The sequence below is a fragment of the Pseudomonas sp. B6001 genome (assembly GCF_013386015.1).
Classification (GTDB): Bacteria; Pseudomonadota; Gammaproteobacteria; order Pseudomonadales; family Pseudomonadaceae; genus Aquipseudomonas.
The window spans coordinates 1-19,691 of the sequence record NZ_JACAOX010000025.1 but is presented as its reverse complement, the minus strand read 5'-3'; the positions used below and the strand labels follow the sequence as shown (position 1 = coordinate 19,691).

The following is a 19,691-nucleotide window of genomic DNA, read 5'->3' as shown; positions in this document are numbered from 1 at the left end:
GTCAGGTGAAAAAACGCTGGATTCAAATGGATATTGCCAAAGGCATTGGCATCCTGATCATCGTGTTCGGGCACAGCTGGTTTGTCGCCAGTTCCCTGGACTTGCTGTACCCGCTGCTGGCGGTATTTATCCTGCCGTTGTTCTTCTTTCTCTCCGGGGTGTTCTTCAAGCCTGAACAACCCTTTGTCGAGATGGCGGTGCGCAAGGCCGATGCACTGCTCAAGCCGTTCTTCTTCACCATGCTGGTGTACATCCTGATCCGCGACCTGCTGCGCGGCCAGGCACTGCTGCCGGACATCGGCGGCGTGCTGTATGCCTCGGTGGACACCATTCCATGGCAGGCGCTGTGGTTCCTGCCGCACTTCTGGGTGGCGATTCTGTTCGGCTGGGTGATGTTGCGGCTGATGCAGCGCCTGGGCTTGTCGCTGGCCATGAGCTGCGTGGTGATCACCCTGCAATTGATGCTCGGGATCTGGACCCTGCCGTGGTTCTGGCAGGTGCCGGTGACCGTCGGCGGGCAGACCTGGACGATGCCGGGGCTGCCGTTCAGCATTGATGTGACGTTGATCAGCAGTACCTATTTCATCTTTGGTTACCTGCTGCGGGACGTGCTGCGTCGCCACCAGAGTTCGTTGCTGACGCTACTGGGCGCCATGGCGTTGTTTGCGGTGGTGTTCATCTACAGCTGGGACACCATGGACCTGGCACAGCGGCGTTACGACCACTGGCTGTGGACCAGTTTGCTGGCGGTGATCGGCGTGTATGTATGCTGGGCGCTGGCCGGGGTGATGATGGTCTCGGGGCTGCTGACGCGGGCGATGACGTACATCGGGCAGTCAACGTTGATTCTGTTGATCTTCCACGGGGAAATTCAACACAAGACGGTGGACTTGATGGAACGGTTCGGGCTGCATCCGCTGCTGTCGGCGAGCATCGGGCTGGTGGTGGCGGTGGTGGTGCCGTTGATGATCGGCGAGGTGATCAAGCGGGTGGCCTTCCTGCGGTTTTTCTACTTCCCGTTCCCGGTGCGCAAGGCACCGGCGGTGGCCGGTGAAAAGCCTGGAGCTTGAGGCGTGATGTGGGAGCTGTCGAGCTTTAGCGAGGCTGCGATGGCATCACCGCGGTGTGCCTGAATTACCGAGGTGATGCTATCGCAGGCAAGCCAGCGCCTACAGAAAAACGCTCAATCATCCAGTGCCGGTTGTGGCGCTGGATGCTTGGAGTTCTTGCCGGCCTTGGCTCCAGGCTTGCCTGCTGCAGGGGCCGCGGGCTCAGGTTCGGCCGGCGCGGCAAGGTCCTTTTCAGCCTGGGGCATCTGATCAATCGCGCTGAAGAAATCCGCCAGGCTGAGGGTGTCGGGTGGCACGGTCTTCTCGAGTTTTTTCTCGCCGTCCTTGCCCACCAGAATCACTTTGGTGCCACTGCCGGCACCCAGCTTGAGTGCGCGGATCAGCGCGTTGGTTTCAGGCGGTGCGAGCTTCTTGTTGTCCTTCGCGTCCTTGGCGAACTTCTCGCCTTCAGCGCCGATGCTGCCAAAGGACACGGTGTACAGCACCATGTTGCGCTCTTCAAAGGACTGCTTGTTGGCAGGCTCGTCCAGCTGTTTCTTGAGGGTGGCCAACGTCGGGTTGCCGGAGTCGAGCTCCACCACCACCAACGGACGGGACTTGCCCAGGTCCTGCTTGAGCGGATTGAGATCATCCGCGGCCAACAGCGGCCCCGTAAAAGCCATCAGGGTAGCCAGGGTCAGCGACCGGATGAGCATGCACACCTCCTTTGAATTCCATGCAGGGTTCTTGAGTTTCATGTCTGCGACAGTCAAATTCAAGGATGATTCCTACAACAACTTCAGAAAGCGTAGGTCAGGACGCCCGCGACGCAAGGCGTTTAGCCACCTTACGCCTCATTGTTTCTTTTGATTGCGGATGCTCACGACGGCCAATGCCGGGCAAATACCGGCGCTACGTTTGGGTGGGCATCCACCTGCGCCAGCACCCGGGCAAACTCAGGCCGCGACTGTTGCAGCGCGTCCCGCCCGCCAGCCCAACGCGACACCGCCGCAGCCATGATCGCCAGTGCATTCGGAACCTGCGCCGGGGTGAACAGTTGCTCGGCAAATTGATCGGCAAACACCTCCCAGGCCCTATGCAGGCGGCGACGGGTGCCGCTGATCAGCTGTTCATGCTGCTGCGCATCGGGGCTGTCGGTCCAGCGTTCCGGATAGTCGATGATGCCAATCGCCGAGTAACAGTTGGCGGCGATGTACACCAGGCCGCGAATGACTTGGGCGGGCTCCTCGGGCAGCAGCCCTGAGGCGGGAAACTGCAGGCCCAGGTGAATCAGGATCGCCGCGCTTTCCGTCAACACGCTGCCATTGGGCAGTTGCAGGGTAGGGATTTGCTTGAGCGGGTTGATCCGCGCCAACGCCTCGTTGCCCACGCGGTCTTCCCAGGAGCAGGCGTCGACCTGGCACCACTCGACACCGCAACGCTGCAGGGCAATTTCGATGATGCACGAGCCGGTGCCTTGGGTTCCGTAAAGGGTGTACACAGTGCCAAGCCTCCTGGCAGTGGATTGAGGTGTTAGGCTAGGCCGTTCATTCGTTCAACGGGAAGCCATCATGCACAGCAAACGCGTCACGATCGAAGACTGGGACGGCGACGGCGCCATCCGCCTGCCAGACGAAGCCTTGCAGGAACTGGGGCTGGATGTGGGCGACACGCTGTACATCGTCGAGACCTATGTGGGCACGCAAAAAGGCTTTGTGCTGTCGACCACGCCGAAAATTGCCGACCGGATGGATGAGTTGGTGGAAGAGCTGAGCCATAAGCCCTAGCGAGCCAGCCTGGCTTGCAACCCCGCCTTCACCTGTGGCCATTCCGGATCAATGATGCTGAAGCGCACCGAGTTGCGCTTGCGGCCATCGGGCATGATGCGCTCGTGGCGCACGATCCCTTCCTGTACCGCGCCGAGGCGCAGGATCGCGGCCCGGGATTTTTCGTTGAGTTCATCGGTGGTGAACTGCACCCGCACGCACTCCATCACTTCAAACGCGTGGGTCAGCAGCAACAGCTTGGCCTCGGTGTTGACCCCGGATTTCTGCACCGACTGGCTGATAAACGTGTGGCCGATCTCCAGCTTGCGATTGACCCGGTCGACCTTCCAGAACCGGGTGCTGCCCACCACTTCACCGGTGTCGCGGCGCACGATGACAAACGGCATCACGGTGCCTGCCTCACGCCCGGCCAGGGCAATGTCCACGTACTTTTCGACGGTGTCGGGCCCCGGCACGTTGGTGACCTTGAGGTTCCACAATTGCCCGTCGGCAGCAGCCTGTACCAGGGCGGTGGCGTGTTCGCGTTGCAGGGGCCGGAGTTCGACCGTGGTGCCGGTCAGGGTGATTTCAGTCATGGGAGAGCTGCGCTGTCTGGTGGTCGTCAGTGGCCAAGATTGCAGGCTCTCGCCACCTCAAGGCAAGCCGTTTTAGAACAAGCCCATCTGGCCGCCCACCAGGGTGCCGAAGTCATCGTTTACAAACGGCAGGATCGCGTCCGCCACCGGTTGCAGTTGCCGGGTGACGTAGTGGTCGTAGTCGATCGGTGCCTGGCGCACTTCCAGCGGTTCGGGGCCATTGACGCTGATCACGTAGCTGATCCAGCCACCGTTCTGGTACTGGCGCGGGCGACCCTGGCGGTCGTTGTATTCGTCGGCCAGCCGCGCGGCGCGCACGTGGGGCGGTACGTTGCGCTCGTAGTCACCCAGTTGCCGGCGCAGGCGCTTGCGGTAGATCAGCAGGTCGTCGAGCTCGCCGCTCAAGGTGCGACGTACGTAGTCGCGCACATAATCCTGGTGGGGCTGGCGGTGGAAGATGCGCTGGTAGAGTTCCTGCTGGAATTGCCGGGCCAGGGGCGACCAGTCGCTGCGTACGGTTTCCAGGCCCTTGTAGACCATTTCTTCGCTGCCGTCGGCACGGGTGACCAGCCCGGCGTAGCGCTTTTTGCTGCCCTCTTCCGCACCACGAATGGTCGGCATCAGGAAGCGGCTGAAGTGGGTTTCGTATTGCAGTTCCAGGGCGCTTTGCAGGCCGAACTCATTCTGCAGGCGCTCGCGCCACCAGGTGTTGACGTGCTGCACCAGGTCCAGGCCGATGCGCGTCGCGTCTTCCTGGGAATGGGGGCTGCCGAGCCAGACAAAAGTCGAGTCGGTATCGCCGTAGATCACCTCATAACCCCGGGCTTCGACCAGCTCGCGGGTCTGGCGCATGATCTGGTGGCCGCGCAGGGTGATGGACGATGCGAGTCGCGTGTCGAAGAAGCGGCAACCACTGGAGCCGAGTACGCCGTAGAAGGCGTTCATGATGATCTTCAGCGCTTGGGACAGCGGCGCGTTGTATTCGCGCTTGGCCACTTCGCGGCCCTCGGAAACCCGCGCGACAATCGACGGCAGGCAATGCCGGGTGCGGGAAAACCGCGCACCGCGAAAGCCTTCCACCGACTCGCTGTCTTCGGGGTGACGCAGGCCTTCGATCAGGCCCACCGGGTCGATCAGAAAGCTGCGGATGATCGACGGGTAGAGGCTTTTGTAGTCAAGCACCAGCACCGACTCGTAGAGGCCCGGGCGCGAATCCATGACAAACCCGCCGGGGCTGGCCTGGGGTGGTTTGTCTCCCAGGTTCGGCGCGACGAAACCCTGGCGGTGCATCAGCGGCATGTACAGGTGCGTGAACGCTGCCACCGAACCGCCGTTGCGGTCTGCCGGCAAGCCGGTGACGCTGGCTCGTTCGAGGAGGAATTTCAGCAGCTCGGTCTTCTCGAAAATCCGCGTGACCAGCTCGCAGTCCTTGAGGTTGTAGCGTGCCAGCGCGGGCTTGTCCTCGGCGAACATGCGGTTGATTTCGTCCATGCGCTGGTACGGCGTGGAGATCGATTTACCTTCACCGAGCAAGGTCTGGGCGACGTTTTCCAGGCTGAAGGATTCGAAACTCCAGGTGGCCGAGCGCAAGGCTTCGATGCCATCGATGATCAACCGCCCGGCCGCTGCCGCGAAGTAGTGATTGCGGCTGCCGTGCTCGCGCCAGCCCATGGCATCGCCGCCACGGCCCAGCAGCAGCGGCACGTTCAGGCGTTGCGCGTGTTCGTGCAGCACGCGCAGGTCGAACTGCACCAGGTTCCAGCCGATGATCGCGTCGGGGTCATGGGTGGCGAGCCACACATTCAGGCGTTCGAGGAGTTCGGCGCGGGTGTCGCAGTAGTCGAGCTTGAAGTCCACCGCATCGGTGTTGTTGGGCGGGCCGAGCATGTACACCTGGCGCTCGCCGCAACCTTCCAGAGCGATGGAATACAGGTCGCCCTGGGCGGTGGTCTCGATGTCCAGCGACACCAGCTTGAGGGGCGGGCGGTAATCCGGCGCGGGTTTCATCTGCGCCTCCACCAGCATGCCGCCCTCGCCCGCTTTGCCGCCGAACAACACCGGCGCGGTGATGAAGCGCTCCATCATGTAGCGATCGGGCGGGCGCACATCGCCTTCGTAGACGTCGATGCCGGCTCGACGCAGGCGCTTTTCCAGGTCCATCAATTGGCGATGCTGTTGGGTGTAGAGGCCCAGCACCGGGCGATGGTGGAAGTCGCAGAGCGCCAGGTCACGCAACTCGATACCGCGCTCGCCCTTGAGCTGCAGCTCGGCCGGCTTGCGATGGGCTTGCGGGATGAACATCACGGAGGTCTGCACCGGCAAGCGCACGAACCTGGGGCCTTGATCGGTAGCCAGCCAAAAGCTGACCTCCGTGCCCGCCGGGGTGTCGCGCCAATGCCGGGTCAGGACAAACCCCTGCTGTAAATCCACCTTGCCACACCTCAAGAATCACTTTCAGGGCGTGATTCTACTCGGCCTGTGCCACGGCGCGGCGATTTAACCGAAATGGCCTACGTATACGGAGAGAGTAATCTCACAAACTTGTTGCAGAACATTAATGACAATTACTATCATTCGCACCGGAGTCGTATCCGCGCAGCGAGGACGCGCAACGTTGTTGCCCTTTTCCTCACATTGACGGTTCGCCGTCAGGATCGACCATGCCCACTTCCACCCGTTTGGCTGTGCCGTTTCGCCCTACCCTGCTCGCCCTTTGCTGCTCCCTGAGCCTCGCCGCTCACGCCGCCACTCCAGAAACCCCGCAGGATGCGAACAACAGTCAGGACGGCAAGGCTCTGGAACTGGGTGCTACCACCATCAGCGCCGACGCGGCCACGCCCAACGCCCTGCCCCCGGTGTACGCCGGCGGCCAGGTCGCCCGCGGCGGGCAGCTGGGGGTGCTGGGTAACCAGGACATCATGGACGTGCCCTTCAGCATGTCTTCCTACACCGAAAAATTGATCCGTGACCAGCAGGCCGAGAACGTCGGCGATGTGCTGCTCAACGATTCGTCCGTGCGCCAGGCGTCGGGGTACGCGAACCAGGCCCAGGCCTTTGTGATCCGTGGCCTGCCGCTGAACGGCGATGACATTTCGTTCAACGGTCTGTACGGCATCCTGCCGCGCCAGATCATGTCCACCGACGCCCTGGAGCGGGTTGAAGTGTTCAAGGGCCCCAACGCCTTTATCAACGGCGTGACGCCCGGCGGCTCCGGGATTGGCGGCGGTGTGAACCTGCAACCCAAGCGCGCCGATGATGTGCCGTTGCGGCGTTTCAGCACCGACATCAGCAGCGATGGCCGGGTCGGCGAGCACCTGGATATCGGGCAACGTTTTGGCGAGGACAATCGTTTTGGCGCACGGGTGAATATTTCCCAGCGCGAAGGCGACACCGGGATCGATGACGAGAGCCAGCGTTCGAAGCTGTTTGCGGTTGGCCTGGACTATCGCGGTGATGCGCTGCGTTTGTCGGGAGACTTTGTCTACTCGAAACAGCAGATCAATGGCGGGCGCAACACCGTGTTGCTCGGCCAGAACCTGACCCATATCCCCAACGCGCCTTCGGCCGACACCAACTACGCGCCGAGCTGGGGCACCAGCAGCCTGGAAGACACTTTCGGCATGTTGCGCGCCGAGTACGACCTGAATGACAACTGGACCGCCTACATCGCAGGCGGCGCCAAGCACACCAACGAGATTGGCCGTTACTCCTCGGTCACGTTGAATGACACCCTGGGCAATGCCACCGTCAGCGGCTCGCGCATCGCCCACCAGGAAGACAACACCAGCCTGATGGCGGGCTTGAATGGCAAGTTCCAGACCGGCGCTGTCAGCCACAAACTGAACTTCGGGTTGACCGGAATCTGGGCCCAGACGCGCAACGCCTATGACTTCGACCTCAACGGCCACGCCAGCAATATCTATAACCCGGTGGACGTTGCCGAACCGGTCAAGGGCAGTTTCGTCGGCGGCGACCTGAACGATCCGGGCATCACCGCCAAGACCTTCGCCCGCAGTGCAGCGGTGTCGGACACCCTGGGCTTTATGGATGATCGCTTGCTGGTGACCGCCGGGTTGCGCCGCCAGGAACTGGTGGTCCAAGGGTATGCCTACGGGTCGGGCCCACGTAACGCCGATTACGACAAGTCGATCACCACACCGGTGTACGGCCTGGTGTTCAAGCCGTGGGACCACGTGTCGTTCTATGCCAACCATATCGAAGGCTTGGCCCAGGGCCCGACCGCACCTCAGAACGCCGGCACCGCACCCATTACCAACGCCGGCCAGGCCTATGCCCCGGCGCGCTCGAAACAGACCGAAGCCGGGGTCAAGCTCGACATGGGTACCTATGGCGCAACCCTGGGTGTGTATCGCATCGAGCAACCAACCGACGGTTACTCACAACTCAGCGCCGACGGCTTGAGCGCCACCTATGTTCGCCAGGGCGAGCAAGTCAACAAAGGCGTTGAGCTCAACGTGTTCGGTGAACCGATCGCAGGCCTGCGCCTGCTGGGCGGCGCAACCATCATCCACACCGAAGTCCACGGCACCCAGAACGGCGCCAACGACGGCAACCGCGCCATCGGCGTACCGACCTTCCAACTGAATGCCGGCGTGGACTGGGATGTACCAGGCCTGCAAGGCGTGACAGTCAACGGACGAATGCTGCGCACCGGCGGCCAATATGCCGACGCGGCCAACAACCTCAGCCTGCCCGCCTGGAACCGCTTCGACGTGGGCGCCCGCTACACCTTCAAGGTGGAACAGCGTGACGTCACCCTCGGCGCCACTGTGGAGAACGTCGCCAATACCAAGTACTGGGAATCGGCACTCGGCGGCTACCTGACCCAAGGTGACCCGCGCGTGGCCAAGCTGTCGGCCAGTATCGACTTCTAACCCCTGTCAATGTGGGCGCTGGCTTGCCTGCGATGCGGGCACCTCGGTGTGTCAGATGCACCTCGGTGATGCTATCGCAGGCAAGCCAGCTCCTACAGAAAGCAGATCTGCTTTCACCCGGGTTGTTTGCCGGACATTGGACAGCCGAACGCCAACTGCGTAGTTTCCCAACCACTGCGCACAAGGACCCCGGCATGTCCCCCGACCTCACTTCCATCGAGCTGTTCCTCAAGGCGGTCAAGCTGGGCAACCTGTCCCGGGCGGCCGAGCAATCCCATCTCTCCCTCTCTGCCGCCAGCCGACGCCTGTCGCTGCTGGAGCAGCACTTCAAGGTCGCCCTGCTGACCCGCACCTCCACCGGCGTTTCACCGACGGCAGCCGGGGAAGTATTGGCCCAGCATGCACAATCGATCCTGCGGGCCGTGGACGGCATGCACGCCGATCTCGCCGATTACGCCAAGGGCGCCACCGGCCGGGTTTGCCTGTACGCCAACAGTTCGGCGATGAGCCAGGAACTGCCGCGCCAACTGACCCAGTGGAACACCTTGCACCCGGGCATCCGCCTGGATATTCGCGAGGAGCGCAGCCGGGAGATCCTCCAGGCCGTGCGCGAGGGCGTGGCGGATGTCGGTATCGTCACCACCCGCCCCAGCGAAGAGCTGCGGTTCGAGCCCTACTGCCAGGACCGCCTGTGCCTGCTCGTGCCCAATGACCACCCACTGAAAATGCGCCATGCGCGCTTCGAGGATTTGCTCGGCTACGACTTCGTCGGCCTGGAAGACAACGCCGCCATCACCCCGTTGATTACCGAGGCCGCCGCGGCGATCGGCATGCCGTTGCGGCTGCGGGTGCAGGTGCGCAGTTTCGAAGCAGTGTGCCGCTTGATCGCCGCCGGCCAGGGTGTGGGCGTGTTGCCACAGGGCGCGGTGCAGATCTTCCGCAAGGAGATGGCCTTGCGCTTTATCGAAATCGACGACAGCTGGGCCGACCGGCAGATGTACCTGTGCATGCGCAAGGAACAGCCGTCACTGACGAGCCTGGCACTGTTCGACTACCTGAGCGCCAACCCTGCGTAAACCTTTGGCCTTCGAATTTTGCGAAGGCCGATTCCACAATTAGCAATTCCCCTGTTGTCACAGCTGTGCCAAGAATGCCCCCGCCAGACCTTCCTATAAAAACAAGACAGGAGACACGGCGTGTCCCAATCCCACACCCGCCCCACCCACCGCATCGCCGTGATTCCCGGCGACGGCATCGGCCGCGAAGTGGTGCCCGAAGGCCTGCGGGTACTGGACGCTGTCAGCCGGCGCTTCGGTATTCACTTTCACTTCGACCACTTTGCCTGGTGCAGCGAGCACTACCTGGCCCACGGCACGATGATGCCCGACGACTGGGCCGAACAGATCGGCAGCCATGACGCGATCTTCTTCGGCGCGGTGGGTGCGCCCGACATCATTGCCGACCACACTGCGGTGTGGGAGTCGCTGCTGAAGATCCGCCGCCAGTTCGATCAATACGTGAATATTCGCCCGGTGCGCCTGATGCCCGGCGTGCCCTGCCCGCTGGCCGGCCGCGTGCCCGGGGACATCGACTTTATCGTGGTGCGGGAAAATACCGAGGGCGAATACTCCAGCGTTGGCGGCCGCATGTGGGAAGGCACGGCGCGGGAAATCGCAGTGCAGGAGTCGATCTTCTCCCGCGAAGGCGTGGACCGCGTGGTGGACTACGCCTTCAAACTGGCGCAACAGCGGCCGCGGAAAAACCTGGTGGCGGCGACCAAATCCAATGGTATCTCGATCACCATGCCGTTCTGGGACGAGCGGGTCAACGAAATTGCCCGGCGCTACCCGGACGTGAAGACCGCCAAGTTCCACATCGACATTCTGTGCGCGCACTTCGTGCAGCATCCCGACTGGTTCGATGTGGTGGTGGCCTCCAACCTGTTCGGCGACATCCTTTCCGACCTCGGCCCGGCGTGCACCGGCACCATCGGCATTGCGCCGTCGGCCAACCTCAATCCGGAGCGGCGCTACCCGTCGCTGTTCGAGCCGGTGCACGGTTCCGCGCCGGATATTGCCGGGCTCGGTGTCGCCAATCCCATCGGGCAGATCTGGTCGGCCGCGCTGATGATCGAGCACCTGGGCGACGGTGATCCGCTTTACCAGGAAGCGGCGGCAGCCATCGTGTCCGCCATCGAAACGGTGCTTGCCGAAGGCCCGCGCACCCGGGAAATGGGCGGCAGCGCCAGCACTGTCGAAGTGGGTCGCGCCATCGCCGAATGCGTCGCAGGGAACAGGAGCTGAACATGACCAACGCACATTACATCGCCAACCAATGGCTGGCGTCGACCTCGCTGGAAGACATTCCGGTGATCGACCCCAGCACCGGCGACACCTATTCGAGCATCGCCCGTGGCACGGCCGCCGATATCGAGGCGGCGATCAGCGCGGCGCGCCTGGCACTCGGCGAAACCTTCGACGGCCCGTGGGGCCGGTTGTCGGCCGTGGAGCGCAGCCGTTTGCTGGCCAAGCTTGGCGCGGCAGTGCTGGAACATCATGAAGAGCTGGCGCAGATCGAGGCGCGGGACACCGGCAAGGCGCTGAAAGTCGCCCGCGCCGATGCCACCGCCCTTGCCCGCTATTTCGAATACTACGCGGGTGCCGCCGACAAACTGCACGGCGAAACCCTACCGTACCAGGCCGGCTACACGGTGTTGACGGTGCGCGAACCCCACGGGGTGACCGGGCATATCATCCCGTGGAATTACCCGATGCAGATTTTCGGGCGCAGCGTCGGCGCCTCGTTGGCGGCGGGCAATGCGTGCGTGGTCAAGCCGGCGGAAGATGCCAGCCTGTCGTTGCTGCGCCTGGCGGAAATCGCTGCCGAGGTTGGTTTTCCAGCCGGCGCGATCAACGTAGTCACCGGTTACGGCTACGAAGCCGGCGCGGCGTTGTGTGCACACCCGGGCATCGATCACATTTCGTTCACCGGCTCCACCGCCACCGGTACTGCCGTGTCGAAAGCCGCTGCCGAACGCCACTGCCCGGTCACCCTGGAGTTGGGCGGCAAGTCGCCGCAACTGGTGTTCGACGATGCCGACCTGGATGAAGCGTTGCCGGTGCTGGTCAACTCCATCATTCAGAACTGCGGGCAAACCTGCTCCGCCGGCAGCCGTTTGCTGGTGGAACGCAGCATTTACGAAACCCTGCTCGCACGCCTCAGCCAACGTTTCAGCGAACTGCGCGCCGGGCCTTCGGCGCTGGACCTGGACATGGGCCCGCTGATCAATCAGAAGCAGCTGCGCCTGGTGCGCGAGTTTATTCGTCAAGCCGAACAGGAAGGGATCACCGTCGCCGCGCGCGGAACGGTGGTTGCCGAGGCCGGCAGCGGCGGGTATTTCCAGGAGGCGGTGCTGTTTCGCGATGTGCCGCCTGACAGTCGCCTGGCGCAACAGGAAGTGTTCGGCCCGGTGCTGGCCGTGATGCCCTTCGATGATGAAGCCGAAGCGATTCGCCTGGCCAACGGCACCGAGTTCGGCCTGGTGGCCGGCGTGTGGACCCGCGATGGCGCACGGCAAATGCGCCTGGCGCGCACCCTGCGTTGTGGCCAGGTGTTCATCAATAACTATGGCGCCGGTGGCGGCGTTGAATTGCCATTCGGCGGCGTGAAGGCCAGCGGGTATGGACGGGAAAAAGGCTTCGAGGCGCTGCTGGGCTTTACCACCTTGAAGACCATTGCGATCAAACACGGTTGATTCCTCACAACAACAAGAACGGAGAACACACCATGCGTTTAGCCAATAAAGTCGCGATCGTCACCGGCGCCGGCTCGGGGTTTGGCGAGGGCATCGCCAAGACATTTGCCCGCCAGGGCGCCAAGGTCATCGTTGCGGACATGAACGCCGTGGGCGGTCAGCGGGTGGTCAATGAAATCGCCGAAAGCGGCGGCCATGCGCATTTCATCGAGGTCAACGTGGCCAACGATGAAAGCATGGGCGCCCTGCTGCGTGGCACTTTGGAGCAGTTCGGCGGCCTGGATATCGTCATCAACAACGCCGGTACCACCCACCGCAACCGGCCGATGCTGGAAGTCGACGAAGCCGAATTCGACCGGGTGTTTGCGGTCAACGTCAAAAGCATCTTCTTGAGCGCCAAGCATTTTGTGCCGCATTTTCGCGGCCAGGGCGGCGGCGTGTTCGTCAATATTGCCTCGACGGCGGCGATCCGCCCGCGTCCGGGACTGGTCTGGTATAACGGCAGCAAGGGCGCAGTGGTGGTCATGAGCAAGACCATGGCGGCGGAGCTGGGGCCGGACAATATCCGCGTCAACTGCGTGAACCCGGTAGTGGGTGCCACGGCGTTGCTCAGCGAATTCATGGGCGTACCGGACACCCCGGAAAACCGCCAGAAATTCATGGCGACCATTCCCCTGGGGCGCTTTTCCACCCCGCAAGATGTGGCCAACGCCTGCCTGTACCTGGCGTCGGACGAAGCGGCGTTCATCACCGGCACTTGCCTTGAAGTCGATGGCGGGCGCTGCGTGTAACTCACTTTCACAGGGACCGGAATTGCTATGTGTGATCTTCATAATAAGAACGAGCCGAACACCCGCGAATTGCTTGAAGGCCTGCCAAAGAACTGGGGTAAATGGGGCCCGGACGACGAAGTCGGCGCCCTCAATTACCTGACTGAAGCCGAAGTACTGCGGGGCGTGGCCTCGGTGCGCCAGGGCAAGACCTTTACCCTGCAAGTGCAGATCGGCCACCCCGACGGCGACCCGATGTGGCCGGCGCGCAACCCGTCGATGCGCTTCAATACCCTCGACCACAGCCATTACCACTTCGGCAAACAACCGCACATGACCGGTGGTGCGGCGTATTCCGACGACGTGATCTTCATGCAGCTGCAAGGCTCGACCCAGTACGACGCCCTCGGCCACGCCTGGTACGACAATCAACTGTGGAACGGCTACGACGCCCAGACCACCGTTGGCGGCATGGCCAAGGCCAGCGTGCTGGCGATTGCCGAACGCGGCGTGGTGGGCCGTGCGGTGCTGATCGACATGGCGCGCCATCGCGGCAAGAAGTGCCTGGGCCGGGGCGAAACCTTCAACCACCTGGACCTGCTCGACGCCGCCAAAGCCCAGGGCGTGACCATTGAAAAACGTGACATCCTGATCATCCGCACCGGGTCCATGGGGGCGTTTTATGAGCTGGGCAAGACCGAGTTCTTCAAGGACCTGATGGAGCCGGGGCTGACCTACAGCCGGGAGCTGGTGGAGTGGTTCCACGAGATGGAAATCCCCAACCTGGTGACCGACACCATCGCCAACGAAGTGATCACCGACCCGGTGTCCGGGGTGCAGATTCCGCTGCATTGCGCGCTGATGCGCAACCTGGGGATCGCCTTCACCGAAATCGTGTTGCTGGAGGAACTGGCCGCCGATTGTGCGGACGACGGCCAGTGGAAATTCCTCTACACCGCCGCCCCGCTGAAGATTGTCGGAGGCAGTGGCGCACCGGTGAATCCGGTGGTGATCAAGTAGCCGTTCCGTCTCAGTGGCGAATTTGCGAATCGCGAACTCGCCACTAGACTCAAGGCTCCTCTCACATGGAAGTCCACTCAATGAATGTATTGCGCCCTCTTCGCCAGGCAATTGCCCTGGCAACCCTGCTGTCTGCTGGTGCCCTGACGGCACATGCTGCCGATATCCCGTTGTCCAAGTCGCTGGAAGCCGATGAGGTGACCACCAAGGTGCTGGAGGTGGATGCCGCCAACCATCAGGTGGTGCTCGAAGGTGCCGAAGGCCGCAAGGTGCATGTGCAGCTCAGCGACCAGGCCAAGGACCTGGGCAATCTCAAGGCAGGTGATCAGGTCAAGGTGCTGGTGACCCATTCGGTCGCCGCCGTGCTGGACACCGACATCGACAAGAGCGCACCGGACGCCACCGAGAAGACTGGCGTCTTGCGCGCCACCGCGGATAACCCGAACCCGGGCGGTGCGGCCTTCCGCCAGGTACAGGTGCAGTTGAAGATCACCCACATTGACCTGACGAAAAACCAGGTAACCCTGGAAAACCCGGCGGGCCAGAGCAAAGTGCTGACCGTGGAGAAACCGGAAATTCGCGCCGGCCTCAAAGACCTCAAGGTCGGCCAAAGCGTGTTGGTGACCTACACCGATACCCTGGAAATCAGCACCGCCCACGAAGGCTGATGAATGCGGCGCCCCATCAGCTCACGGCTGATGGGATTTCGCCAGATAGTCTTCGATGTTGTTCATCTGATCATCCCAGCCTCGGGAGTTCTTCTTGTAGGCCATCTGGCGGCGAACGTCCGGGATCCCGTCAAAACCTGACTCCACCACGCGCAACAAGATGCCTTCGGCGTGATCCTCGAGGGTGAACTCCACCAGCGTGGGGGTTTCGGCGTCGTAATCCACATCCTTGTCTACGGCGTAGGGATGCCAGCTGAAAGAGAACCGCGTCTGTGGTTCAAGCCGCTCGATCCTTGCCTTCCACACCACGTGCTCGTAACCGGGATAGGTGATCGGGGCTTCAATGGCCCGGCCCTGGGCAAACTGTTTGCCCTTGAGGGCGATGCCAAACCAGCTGCCGAATTGCTCGGCGTCGGTCAGTGCTTCCCAGACCCGTTGGCGTGGAGCGTTGAGCAGGACTTTACGTTTGATTTCATTTGATTCGTGCATGAGACACCTCCTGTATTGACAGTAGGCGACATCGACCAATGCGCAACCTTTGAAAAGGGATAGGGCATGACGGTGTCATGCCCTTGTGGCGTCAAACGTGGGGATCACCCGGTGCCTTGCTGGGGATCGCGTATTGCGGCTTCAAGTGGCCTTCCTGATCGAGCAGCCAGGCGTCCATGATCTGGCGCACCACCGGCCCCGCCACTCGGCCACCGGCCTCGCCGTTTTCGATCATCACCGAAATCACGATCCGCGGGTGCTCCGCCGGGGCAAAGCCGACGAACAAGGCGTTGTCGCGGTTGCGCTCCAGGGTCTTGAGACGGTTGTAACGCTCGCCCTGCTTGATCGCCACTACCTGCGCAGTACCAGACTTGCCAGCAATCCGGTACTGCGCACCGGCTGCAGCCGCCCGGGCGATACCGCGTGGATCGTGCATTACCAATTGCATGCCGTGGTTGACCTGCTCCCAGTCGCGTGGGTCTTTGAGCACCACGTTGGGCATCGGGTTTTCATCCACCGGCGGCACGCCATTGATGGTCTTGGCCAGGTGCGGTCGGTTCCACACGCCCTTGTTGGCGATCAGCGCAGTGGCCTGGGCCAGCTGCAACGGGGTGACCTGCATGTAACCCTGGCCGATGCCGAGGATCACGGTTTCACCCGGGAACCAAGGCTGGCGCCGGGTAGCGCGCTTCCAGGCTTGGGACGGCATCAGGCCGGCTGACTCTTCGAACATGTCGAGGGAGACTTTCTGGCCAAGGCCGAACTCGGCCAGGTAGTCGTGCAGGCGGTCGATACCCAGCTTGTGGGCCAGGTCGTAGAAGTAGGTGTCGTTGGAGCGCATGATCGCTGCGTCCATGTCCACCCAACCATCACCGCTGTGGTTCCAGTTGCGGTATTTGTGGTCGAAATCCGGGAGTTGGTAATAGCCCGGGTCGAACACCCGGGTCTGGGCGGTAACCACGCCGCTGTCGAGGCCAGCGATGGCGACTTCCGGCTTGATCGTCGAACCCGGCGCGTAGAGCCCGCGCAGCACGCGGTTGAACAGCGGACGGTCGAGGGAGTCGTGCAGCGCGGCGTATTCCTTGAAGCTGATGCCGGTGACAAACAGGTTCGGGTCGAAGCTTGGCTTGCTGACCATCGCCAGCACTTCGCCGGTTGCCGGGTCGAGAGCAACCACCGAACCACGGCGGTCGCCGAGGGCTTCTTCGGCGGCTTCCTGGAGTTTGACGTCCAGGCTCAGCACGATGTTTTTGCCGGGGATCGGGTCGGTGTGCTTGAGCACCCGTAGGACGCGGCCCTGGGCGTTGGTTTCAACTTCTTCATAGCCGACGTGGCCATGCAACTCGGACTCGTAGAAACGCTCGATCCCGGTTTTACCAATGGACTGCGTGCCCCGGTACTCCACTGAGTCGAGGGCTTTGGATTCTTTTTCGTTGATCCGGCCTACGTAGCCAATGGAGTGGGCAAAGTGCGCACCCAGCGGATAATGGCGGACGAATTGCGGCTCGACATCCACGCCCGGCAGACGGAATTCGTTGACGGCCAAAACGGCGATCTGCTCTTCGGTCAGCTCGTAGAACAGGGTGACGGGCACGAAGGGATGACGGGCTTGCTTGAGCGCCTTATCAAATACGCCGCGATCCTCGGCGGGCAAATGCAGGAGGCTGACGATAGCGTCCAGCTCTCCTTTGAGATCGGTGGTGCGCTCGCGGGTGATGGTCAGGTTGTAGCTGGGACGGTTGTCGGCAAGTACTACGCCGTTGCGGTCATAGATCAGGCCGCGGGTCGGTGTGATCGGCAGGACGTGGACGCGATTGTTTTCGGAAATGGTGGAGTGGTAGTCGTACTGCACCACCTGCAGGAAGTACATCCGACCTACCAGGGCGCAGGTAATGCCGATTACCAGCAGCGCGCAGGCCAGCAGCCGCTTGTTGACCAGGCGGTTTTCTTTTTCGTGATCCTTGATCGGTATTGGTTCAGGCATTTCTACAGCATCTCGTTGAATAAGGTCGACGCCGCTTCCTGCGGAGGAAAAATCAGTCCTTGTGAAAATGTGCTGCACCATACCAAAAATGCAGAAACACTTTGCATCGATTTCCCTGAACGGTGTGCTAATGGAGCCTGTTCATGCACTTTGGTTTGAGCCGTTGACCTTATTCATGCGTTTTTATGCTGAGGATCAGCTCAGGATCGACTTGGGCTCCAGGAAGGCTTCGAGGCCGAATGTGCCGTACTCGCGGCCGATACCCGATTGCTTGAAGCCACCAAATGGCGCAAGAGGCTCATGGGCCAGGGTATTGATCAGCACTCGGCCAGCGTCTATACGGCTGGCCAGCCTGCGGGCGCGTTCGGGATTTGAAGACAGGATGTATGCCTGGAGGCCGTAGGGTGTGTCGTTGGCGATGGTCAGGGCCTCTTCCTCGGTTGCGTAGGTAATGATCGAGAGCACCGGGCCGAAAATCTCCTCGCGGGCGATGGCCATTTGGTTGGTCACCCGGCTGAATACGGTTGGTTTTACGAACCACCCGGCTTTGATGCCCTCAGGCAAACCGCGACCTCCTGCCAATAGGTGGGCGCCCTCCTCGATCCCGATCTGAATGTAGCGCTGTACGCGCTCCCACTGTTTTTGGCTGACCATGGGGCCGACCGCAGTGGCTGGGTCACGAGGGTCGCCGGCTTGCACGTTGCCCACCTCGTCGATCATCAGCGCTTCGATTTCTTCCAAACGACTTTCGGGTACCAGGATTCGAGTGCCGGCGATGCAGGCCTGGCCGCTGTTCATGAAACCGGCCTGAAGGGCCATGGGCACGGCCGTCTTGAGGTCCGCATCATCGAGAATCAGCACCGGTGATTTGCCGCCCAGCTCTAGGGTCACGCGCTTCAGGGTCTCGGCGCCGGTCCGCAGGATTGTTTTGCCGACAGCGGTTGAACCGGTGAAGGACACTTTTGCGATGTCGGGATGGGCGCTCAACACGGCGCCTACGGTTTCGCCACGGCCAGTGACGATGTTGAATACACCAGGAGGCAAGCCTGCGTCATGCAGGGCGCGGGTGACTAGCGAGGTCTGGATTGCGCTCATTTCACTGGGTTTGATCACGGCGGTACAGCCGGCGGCCAACGCCGCAGCGAGCTTGCCGCAGATAAAACCGGCGTTGCTGTTCCAGGGTGTGATCAAGCCGGCCACACCCAGCGGCTGCATGACCACCTCGGCGATGCCAATGCGTCGGGAGAAGTTGTAGTTCTCCAGTACTGAAGCGGCATCTTGCAGGACGCTGGCTGCATGCCTGGCCATCCACCGCGCACGGGATATTGGGGCGCCGTACTCCTCGATAATCGCGTCGGTAAGTGCGTCCTCAATGGATTCAACTGCGGCGTGAAGGCGTTTGAGATAGTCGATGCGCACATCTTTAGAGCTATGGGAGAACTCGGTAAAAGCTCGCTTGGCGGCAGCGATGGCATCCAGGGCGTCTTGTTCATTTGCCAATCGAACCTGGCCGATACGCTGACCTGTTGCAGGGTTGAACAGGTCAAAAAGCTCTTCGCCATGGGGCGTCACAAAGGCGCCGTTGATGTAAATCTGGTTGATGTATTGCATAGGTCCTCCGGGACGCTGAGCTAGTGCGTCCTACGGTAAGTCACTATGATTAAGCTGATAAGCCGTACAAATCGGCATGAGTTGATGAGCGATTCAGGACAATGAATACATCCGGGCTGAATGAGTTGGAAGCGGTGCTGGCAGTGGCTCGGCATCGCAGTTTTCGTGCAGCGGCGACCGAGTTGAATGTGTCGACATCGGCGTTGAGCCACTCTATCGCGGGGCTTGAAGCGCGGATGGGGGTGAGGCTGTTCAATCGCACCACGCGCAGCGTGTCGTTATCTGAAGTGGGCGCGGAGTTTGTCGAAACCATTACCCCTGCACTGTTGAGCATTCGCACGGCCTTGGAACAGGCAGGAAATCGCAGCGCGGAACCCAGCGGTACCTTGCGCCTGAATACCTCGGCGGGGGCGGCAAAGCAGGTGATGCCGTTGCTGCTGGAGTACCTGCGACGTTATCCACGGATGAAATTGGATATCGTCACTGAGGGGCGGCTGGTGGATATCGTCGCGCAGGGGTTTGATGCGGGGATTCGGCTCGGGGGTACGGTTCCTCAAGACATGATCGCAGTCGATATCAGTCCGGCCCAGCGTTTTTCGGTATTGGGCAGCCCGGACTATTTTGCTCTCAACCCAGTTCCCGTCAGTCCCATGGATCTGCGGGCCCATCAGTGTATTCGCAGCCGGATGCCCAGCGGTGCGATCTATCACTGGGAGTTTGAGCGACATGGCGAAGCGCTTGCTGTCGAGGTGCAAGGGGTTTTGACCCTGGATAATCCGACTCTGATGCTTGAGGCTGCCAGGGCGGGACTAGGTTTGACCTATCTTACGGAATGGAATGCCGCTGCCGATTTAGCGAACGGGACGTTAGTGCGCGTACTGGAGGAATGGACGCCGTCTTTTGACTGCTTGCGCCTCTATTACCCAGGTAGGCGCCATGTGCCGGCCGGGTTAAGGGCACTGATTGAGTTGATCAGGGAGCAAGGCTTTTAACCAGGCTGGATCTTTTTTACGGCCAACAGCTCTCTCCCCGTTTTCCGACCGCGCAAAACAAAACCCCTGACTGCATAAGCAATCAGGGGTTCTGGAA

Annotated in this window: 17 protein-coding genes; 10 read left to right on the top strand and 7 right to left on the bottom strand. The window is 61.6% G+C overall.

Annotation, left to right across the window (positions count from 1 at the left end):
* The first annotated feature begins 26 nt into the window (after positions 1 to 26).
* A complete protein-coding gene (locus HX821_RS25465) occupies positions 27 to 1,070 on the top strand; it encodes an acyltransferase family protein (RefSeq protein WP_023658988.1) in 1,044 nt (347 codons plus the stop codon).
* 113 nt (positions 1,071 to 1,183) lie between these two features.
* On the opposite strand, the gene HX821_RS25460 is transcribed toward HX821_RS25465, so the two are convergent.
* Both HX821_RS25460 and HX821_RS25455 read right to left on the bottom strand, forming a co-directional pair.
* Entirely contained in the window at positions 1,184 to 1,765 is a 582-nt protein-coding gene (locus tag HX821_RS25460; protein ID WP_134327043.1) for a DUF4174 domain-containing protein, read from the bottom strand.
* A gap of 164 nt (positions 1,766 to 1,929) precedes the next feature.
* Entirely contained in the window at positions 1,930 to 2,550 is a 621-nt protein-coding gene (locus tag HX821_RS25455; protein WP_177009200.1) for a glutathione S-transferase, read from the bottom strand.
* A gap of 70 nt (positions 2,551 to 2,620) precedes the next feature.
* Here HX821_RS25455 and HX821_RS25450 point away from each other — a divergent pair, with 70 nt between their 5' ends.
* Positions 2,621 to 2,836, top strand: coding sequence for an AbrB/MazE/SpoVT family DNA-binding domain-containing protein (locus HX821_RS25450; protein WP_003208231.1), 216 nt, complete (start codon positions 2,621 to 2,623; stop codon positions 2,834 to 2,836).
* Here the strand turns inward: HX821_RS25450 and HX821_RS25445 are convergent.
* Positions 2,833 to 3,411 carry a GNAT family N-acetyltransferase gene (locus HX821_RS25445; protein ID WP_008434573.1) on the bottom strand — a complete coding sequence of 193 codons (579 nt, stop codon included), beginning with the start codon at positions 3,409 to 3,411 and terminating at the stop codon, positions 2,833 to 2,835. The two genes, HX821_RS25450 and HX821_RS25445, sit on opposite strands and share 4 nt — an antisense overlap.
* Before the next feature lie 72 nt (positions 3,412 to 3,483).
* On the bottom strand, positions 3,484 to 5,841 hold the full coding sequence (locus HX821_RS25440; protein WP_177036727.1) for a DNA polymerase II: 2,358 nt from the start codon (positions 5,839 to 5,841) through the stop codon (positions 3,484 to 3,486).
* 230 nt (positions 5,842 to 6,071) lie between these two features.
* On the opposite strand from HX821_RS25440, the gene HX821_RS25435 reads away from it, so the two are divergent.
* The 7 genes from HX821_RS25435 to HX821_RS25405 all read left to right on the top strand — a co-directional run bounded on the left by HX821_RS25435 (position 6,072) and on the right by HX821_RS25405 (position 14,518).
* Complete coding sequence (locus HX821_RS25435; RefSeq protein WP_177009201.1) at positions 6,072 to 8,306, top strand: TonB-dependent siderophore receptor; 2,235 nt, start codon at positions 6,072 to 6,074, stop codon at positions 8,304 to 8,306.
* Between the two features lie 194 nt (positions 8,307 to 8,500).
* Entirely contained in the window at positions 8,501 to 9,382 is an 882-nt protein-coding gene (locus HX821_RS25430) for a LysR family transcriptional regulator (RefSeq protein ID WP_003208237.1), read from the top strand.
* Positions 9,383 to 9,502: 120 nt separating this feature from the next.
* Complete coding sequence (locus HX821_RS25425; protein WP_003208239.1) at positions 9,503 to 10,609, top strand: tartrate dehydrogenase; 1,107 nt, start codon at positions 9,503 to 9,505, stop codon at positions 10,607 to 10,609.
* 2 nt (positions 10,610 to 10,611) lie between these two features.
* Positions 10,612 to 12,060, top strand: a complete 1,449-nt coding sequence (locus tag HX821_RS25420) for an aldehyde dehydrogenase family protein (protein ID WP_177036725.1) — start codon at positions 10,612 to 10,614, stop codon at positions 12,058 to 12,060.
* Positions 12,061 to 12,092: 32 nt separating this feature from the next.
* Positions 12,093 to 12,851, top strand: a complete 759-nt coding sequence (locus HX821_RS25415) for an SDR family oxidoreductase (RefSeq protein WP_008434578.1) — start codon at positions 12,093 to 12,095, stop codon at positions 12,849 to 12,851.
* A gap of 27 nt (positions 12,852 to 12,878) precedes the next feature.
* Positions 12,879 to 13,850: a cyclase family protein gene (locus tag HX821_RS25410; RefSeq protein ID WP_087695324.1), complete on the top strand. Its 972-nt coding sequence runs from the start codon at positions 12,879 to 12,881 to the stop codon at positions 13,848 to 13,850.
* 80 nt (positions 13,851 to 13,930) lie between these two features.
* Positions 13,931 to 14,518, top strand: coding sequence for a hypothetical protein (locus tag HX821_RS25405; RefSeq protein ID WP_177036724.1), 588 nt, complete (start codon positions 13,931 to 13,933; stop codon positions 14,516 to 14,518).
* 21 nt (positions 14,519 to 14,539) lie between these two features.
* Here the strand turns inward: HX821_RS25405 and HX821_RS25400 are convergent, their stop codons facing one another.
* The 3 genes from HX821_RS25400 to HX821_RS25390 form a co-directional block, all read right to left on the bottom strand.
* Positions 14,540 to 15,007 (bottom strand): SRPBCC family protein, encoded by a 468-nt coding sequence (locus HX821_RS25400; protein WP_177036722.1) that lies wholly within the window; start codon positions 15,005 to 15,007, stop codon positions 14,540 to 14,542.
* Between the two features lie 91 nt (positions 15,008 to 15,098).
* Entirely contained in the window at positions 15,099 to 16,991 is a 1,893-nt protein-coding gene (gene mrdA, locus HX821_RS25395; RefSeq protein WP_177036720.1) for a penicillin-binding protein 2, read from the bottom strand.
* 195 nt (positions 16,992 to 17,186) lie between these two features.
* Positions 17,187 to 18,602 (bottom strand): aldehyde dehydrogenase family protein, encoded by a 1,416-nt coding sequence (locus HX821_RS25390; RefSeq protein WP_177036718.1) that lies wholly within the window; start codon positions 18,600 to 18,602, stop codon positions 17,187 to 17,189.
* Between the two features lie 101 nt (positions 18,603 to 18,703).
* Here HX821_RS25390 and HX821_RS25385 point away from each other — a divergent pair, with 101 nt between their 5' ends.
* Entirely contained in the window at positions 18,704 to 19,594 is an 891-nt protein-coding gene (locus tag HX821_RS25385) for a LysR family transcriptional regulator (protein WP_003208253.1), read from the top strand.
* The last annotated feature ends 97 nt before the right edge of the window (positions 19,595 to 19,691 follow it).